General features: G+C 71.7%; 6 protein-coding genes. 5 read left to right on the forward strand and 1 reads right to left on the reverse strand.

Going from position 1 to position 4958, the window contains the following annotated elements:
* From NUU27_RS24875 to NUU27_RS24895, 5 genes are all read left to right on the forward strand, one after another.
* On the forward strand, nucleotides 1–1218 hold a 1218-nt coding region (locus NUU27_RS24875), incomplete at its 5' end, for a cobaltochelatase subunit CobN (protein ID WP_257764977.1).
* Nucleotides 1215–2429, forward strand: a complete 1215-nt coding sequence (cobG, locus tag NUU27_RS24880; protein WP_257764978.1) for a precorrin-3B synthase — start codon at nucleotides 1215–1217, stop codon at nucleotides 2427–2429. The genes NUU27_RS24875 and cobG, both read left to right, overlap by 4 nt.
* Nucleotides 2429–3061, forward strand: coding sequence for a precorrin-8X methylmutase (locus tag NUU27_RS24885; protein ID WP_257764979.1), 633 nt, complete (start codon nucleotides 2429–2431; stop codon nucleotides 3059–3061). Before cobG ends, NUU27_RS24885 begins: the two co-directional genes overlap by 1 nt.
* Nucleotides 3058–3798, forward strand: coding sequence for a precorrin-2 C(20)-methyltransferase (locus NUU27_RS24890; RefSeq protein ID WP_257764980.1), 741 nt, complete (start codon nucleotides 3058–3060; stop codon nucleotides 3796–3798). Before NUU27_RS24885 ends, NUU27_RS24890 begins: the two co-directional genes overlap by 4 nt.
* On the forward strand, nucleotides 3795–4559 hold the full coding sequence (locus tag NUU27_RS24895; protein ID WP_257764981.1) for a precorrin-3B C(17)-methyltransferase: 765 nt from the start codon (nucleotides 3795–3797) through the stop codon (nucleotides 4557–4559). Before NUU27_RS24890 ends, NUU27_RS24895 begins: the two co-directional genes overlap by 4 nt.
* Here the strand turns inward: NUU27_RS24895 and NUU27_RS24900 are convergent.
* On the reverse strand, nucleotides 4523–4958 hold a 436-nt coding region (locus tag NUU27_RS24900; protein ID WP_257764982.1), incomplete at its 5' end, for a precorrin-6A/cobalt-precorrin-6A reductase. The genes NUU27_RS24895 and NUU27_RS24900 overlap by 37 nt on opposite strands.

The following is a 4958-nucleotide window of genomic DNA, read 5'->3' on the forward strand; positions in this document are numbered from 1 at the left end:
CTCGACGGCCGGCACGTTCCTCCCGGCCCTTCCGGGGCGCCGTCGCGCGGCCGCACCGACGTGTTGCCCACCGGCCGCAACATCTTCACCGCCGATCCGCGCACCCTGCCGACGCCGACCGCGACCGCGCTCGGCAGCATGGCGGCGGACGAGGCGCTGCGCGGCTATCTGCAAGAGCACGGCGACTGGCCGCGCGCACTGGTGATCGATCTGTGGGGCAGCGCCAGCCTGCGCACCGGCGGCGAGGAGATCGCCCAGGGGCTTGCGCTGATGGGTTGCCGCCCGCAATGGGACGGCGCCACGGGCCGCGTGACCGGCATCGAGGTGCTGCCGCCGGCAAGCCTCGGGCGGCCGCGCATCGACGTCACCTGGCGCATATCCGGCCTGTTCCGCGACATGTTCCCGGCGCAGATCGCCTTGCTCGACATGGCGGTGGCGGCGGTGGCGGCGCGCGAGGAGGAGGAGAGCGAAAATCCGCTTGCCGCAGCAAGGCGCCGGACAGGCACGGCTCCGGCACGCATCTTCGGCTCGGCGCCCGGCACCTATGGCGCCGGGCCGGAGGACCGGCTGGCGCGTGGCGACTGGCAGGAGCGGACCGAGCTCGGCCGGGCCTATCTCGATGCCGCCTCCCATGCCTTCGGCGGGGCGGGCGCAGAAGGACGGCAGGCGGCGGGCGCCTTTGCCGAACGGGTCGCCGGAGCGGACATGCTGATCCATACGGGCGACGATGCCGGGCGCGACATCCTCGAAGGCTCGGCCGACGTCGCCTTCATCGGGGGCTTTGCCGCCGCCATTGAAGCGCTCGGCGGCAAGGCGGACCTGGTGGTGCTCGACACGACCGATCCCGCGCGCCCGCGCGCTCGCTCTCTGGCCCAGGCGATCGCCCGCACCGTGCGCGCCCGCGCGGTCAATCCGCGCTTCATCGCCGGGCAATTGCGCCACGGACCGCGCGGTGCCGCCGAACTCACCGAAACGGTCGACCGGCTGGTGGGATTCGCGGAGACGACCGACGCCGTTTCCGGCCAGTTGATCGAGGCTGTCTTCGACGCCTATCTCGGCGAGGAGGCGGTGCGCGCCTTCCTGGTGCGCGAGAACCCGGCGGCGGCGCATGCGATGGCCGAGCGCTTCCTATCGGCACGGCGGCGCGGCCTGTGGCATCCACGCCGCAACTCGGTCGATGCGGACCTGGCGGCGCTGATCGCGGAGGCGGCCGCATGAGCATGCGACGCGGCGCCTGCCCCTCTCTCCTGCAGCCGATGCGGACCGGCGACGGCCTGCTGGCGCGGTTCTCGCCTGCCCACGGCCGGCTCACCCCGCCGCGGCTCAAGGACATCGGCATGGCAGCCGAGCGCTTCGGCAACGGGCTCGTCGAGATCACCTCGCGCGGCAAGTTGCAGATCCGGGGCCTGACGGAGGAGCGCACGCCGCTGCTCGCCGCGCGGATGGCCGGGCTCGACCTCGACATTTCGGAGGGCTTCCAGGTGGAAACGGGGGCGCTTTCCGGCCTGTCGGCCGATGCGATCCTCGACCCGGAACCGCTCGCCGCGCTGATCATGCGCCGCGTCGGCGAAGCGGGATTTATCGGCAAGCTCGGCCCGAAAGTGTCGGTGACCGTCGATGGCGGCGGGCCCCTGCATCTGGCCGAGATCGGTGCGGATCTGAAGATCGAGGCGACGTGCGACGGGCAATGGCGACTCGGCATCGGCGGCAACGGCGCCACGGCGCGCTGGCTCGGCGCGGGCGATGCAGGGAGCGTGGCGGATGTCTGCCTCGCCGTTCTGTCGGTTCTGGCCGAGGAAGGTCCCCTCGCGCGGGCGCGACAGCTTACCGACGAGGCGCTCGGCGAATTTGCGGCGCCCCTGCACGCCGCCGCCGCGCCCGCCCGCGATCACCCCTCCCCCGTCGGCACCTTCGCCCTCAGCGACGGCAGCCTTGCGCATGGCTTCGCCCTCGCCTTCGGCCAGGCGCGCGGCGCAGAGCTTGCAAGCTTTGCAGGAGCGGCCGAAAGCGCCCGCGAAATCCGGCTCGCGCCGGGCGGCGGACTGCTCGTCCTGGGGCTCGCGCAAGACTGTTATCCCGTGCTGCGTGGCGCTGCCGAGAGGCTGGGCTTCATCTGCGATCCTGAGGATCCCCGCCTCGCCATCGTCGCCTGCGCTGGTGCGCCTTCCTGCGCCGCGGCGCATTTCAATGCGAAGGCCGTCGCCCGGGACGTTGCCGCCTCCGGCCTCTTCGACGGCGCGTTCCGGCTGCACCTGTCGGCCTGCCCCAAGCTCTGCGCGGCGCCGGCCGGCGGCAGGGTCACCTTGATCGGACAGGAGACGTCTTGCTCGCTCTCGACCGACGGCGCCGCGCCGGCCGGAGACCTTCTGTCACTGCTTACTGCGCGCGGCGAGACCCATCGCACCGTGCCCTGCCGAAAGAAATGCTGATGCCGCAACCAGACTATATCCGCGACGGCCACGCCATCTATGAGCGCTCCTTCGCCATCATCCGCACTGAGGCCGACCTTGCCCGCTTCTCCGGCGAGGAAGCCGATCTCGCGATCCGCATGATCCACGCCTGCGGCCTGGTCGAGGCGGCCGAGCATTTCGTGTTTTCGCCGGGCTTCGTCGCGGCGGCGCGTGCCGCGCTCGAAGCCGGGGCGCCGATCCTGTGCGACGCTGAAATGGTCGCGCGCGGCATCACCAAGGCCCGCCTGCCTGCCGGCAACGAGGTGATCTGCACGCTGCGCGATCCGCGCACGCCGGCGCTGGCCGAAAGGATCGGCAACACGCGCTCGGCCGCTGCCCTCGAATTGTGGCGCGACCGGCTGGCCGGCGCCCTCGTCGCCATCGGCAATGCGCCGACGGCGCTGTTTCACCTTCTCGACTTGCTGGAGGCCGGCGCGCCGAGACCCGCCGCCATCATCGGCATGCCGGTCGGCTTCGTCGGCGCGATGGAATCGAAGGAGGCGCTGGCGGTGAGCGATCTCGGCATCCCCTTCGCGATCGTGCGCGGCCGCATGGGCGGCAGCGCCATGACGGCGGCGGCGGTCAACGCGATCGCGAGGGCGGGCCTGTGAAGGGAACCCTGATCGGCGTCGGCACAGGGCCCGGCGACCCCGACCTCCTCACCCTCAAGGCTTTGCGCGTCCTGCAGGAAGCGGACGTGGTGGCACACTTCGCCAAGCGCGGCCGCAAGGGCAATGCGCGCCGTACGGTCGAGGGGCTGCTGCGCTCGTCGATCGTCGAGCTGCCGCTCGATTATCCGGTGACGACGGAAATCGACAAGACGGACGCGGAATATGTCACGGCGATCGGCCGCTTCTATGAAGAGTCGGCCCGCCGGGTGGAGCAGCATCTGCAGCAGGGGCGCACCGTCGCCGTGCTCAGCGAGGGCGATCCGCTTTTCTACGGGTCCTACATGCACCTGCATGTGCGGCTCGCGCCGCACTATCGGACAGAGGTCGTACCCGGCATCACGGCGATGTCGGGCTGCTGGTCGCAGGCCGGCCTGCCCATCGTGCAGGGCGACGACGTATTGAGCGTCCTGCCCGGCACGCTGTCCGAGCCGGAACTGGCAAGGCGCCTGTCCGACACGGAAGGCTTCGTCATCATGAAGGTGGGGCGCAACCTGCCGAAGATCCGCCGGGCGCTCGACGCTGCCGGCAAGCTCGACGGCGCGATCTATGTGGAGCGCGGCACCATGGAGAACACCCGCACCGTGCGGCTCGCCGACAAGCATGACGACGAGGCGCCCTATTTCTCGCTGGTTCTCGGTCCCGGCTGGCGGCAGCAGCCGCGCGCGGCAGTCGCATGAGCGGGCGCCTCACCGTCATCGGCACCGGCCCCGGCAACGCCGCCCAGACGACGCCGCAGGCGCGCGCGGCGATTGCCGCGGCGACCGACTTCTTCGGCTACGCGCCCTATCTCGACCGGCTCGACCTGAACAATCGGCAGACGCGGCATGCTTCCGACAACCGCGAAGAGCTGGCCCGTGCCCGCGCGGCGCTGGAAATGGCGGCGGCGGGCAGGAGCGTCGCCGTGGTTTCGGGCGGGGATGCGGGCGTCTTCGCCATGGCGGCCGCCGTCTGCGAGGCGATCGAACAGGGCCCGCCGGAATGGCGCCGGCTGGATCTGGAGGTGGTTCCCGGCATCACGGCGATGCTGGCGGTGGCCGCACGGGTCGGCGCGCCGCTCGGGCATGATTTCTGTGCCATCTCGCTGTCCGACAATCTGAAGCCGTGGGCGCTGATCGAGGAGCGGCTTGCCGCTGCCGCAGGCGCAGGCTTCGTCATCGCGCTCTACAACCCGATCAGCCGCGCCCGCCCCTGGCAGCTCGGCCGGGCGCTGGAACTGCTCGGCGCGATCCTGCCCGCCGAAACGCCGGTCGTCTTCGGCCGCGCCGCCGGCCGCGCGGACGAGCGCATGGCGGTGGTGCCGCTCGCCGACGCCCGGGCCGACATGGCCGACATGGCAACCTGCCTGATCATCGGTTCGCCCGAAACGCGCCTGATCGAGCGCGACGGTCTGCCGCCGCTGGTCTATGCACCGCGCTCGTCCGTGAGGGCCTGCAGATGACGGTCGATCCGGTGAACCGCCTCCTCGACCGTTGCGGCCGCCACACCGCCCGCGGGCCTCGGCCGGTCGATCATGACCACCGGCAGGCCGAGCGCCCGGGCGGCGGCGATCTTGGCGTAGGTCGCCGCTCCGCCGCTGTTCTTGGCGACCACGATTTCGCAGCGGTGCCGGTGCAGCAGCGCGATCTCGTCGGGCTCCGAGAACGGGCCGCGCGCCAGGATGCATTCGGCGTCGGGCGGCAGGTGGGCCGGCTCGACCGGCTCGACGCTGCGCACCAGATAATGGTGCTGCGGTGCGGCGGCGAAGGCGCCGACCTCCTGCCGGCCGACGGCCAGGAAGACGCGGCGCGGCGCTTCGCCCAGAAGCGCGACCGCATCGCCCATGCCGCCCGCGATGCGC

The sequence above is a fragment of the Nitratireductor sp. ZSWI3 genome (genome assembly GCF_024655565.1).
GTDB lineage: Bacteria > Pseudomonadota > Alphaproteobacteria > Rhizobiales > Rhizobiaceae > Nitratireductor.

What these genes read in the sequence shown, in the direction of transcription:
- NUU27_RS24895 (WP_257764981.1), top strand. Translation starts at nt 3,795, where the DNA reads ATGAGCGGGCGCCTCACCGTCATCGGCACCGGCCCCGGCAACGCCGCC.
- NUU27_RS24885 (WP_257764979.1), top strand. Translation starts at nt 2,429, where the DNA reads ATGCCGCAACCAGACTATATCCGCGACGGCCACGCCATCTATGAGCGC.
- cobG (WP_257764978.1), top strand. Translation starts at nt 1,215, where the DNA reads ATGAGCATGCGACGCGGCGCCTGCCCCTCTCTCCTGCAGCCGATGCGG.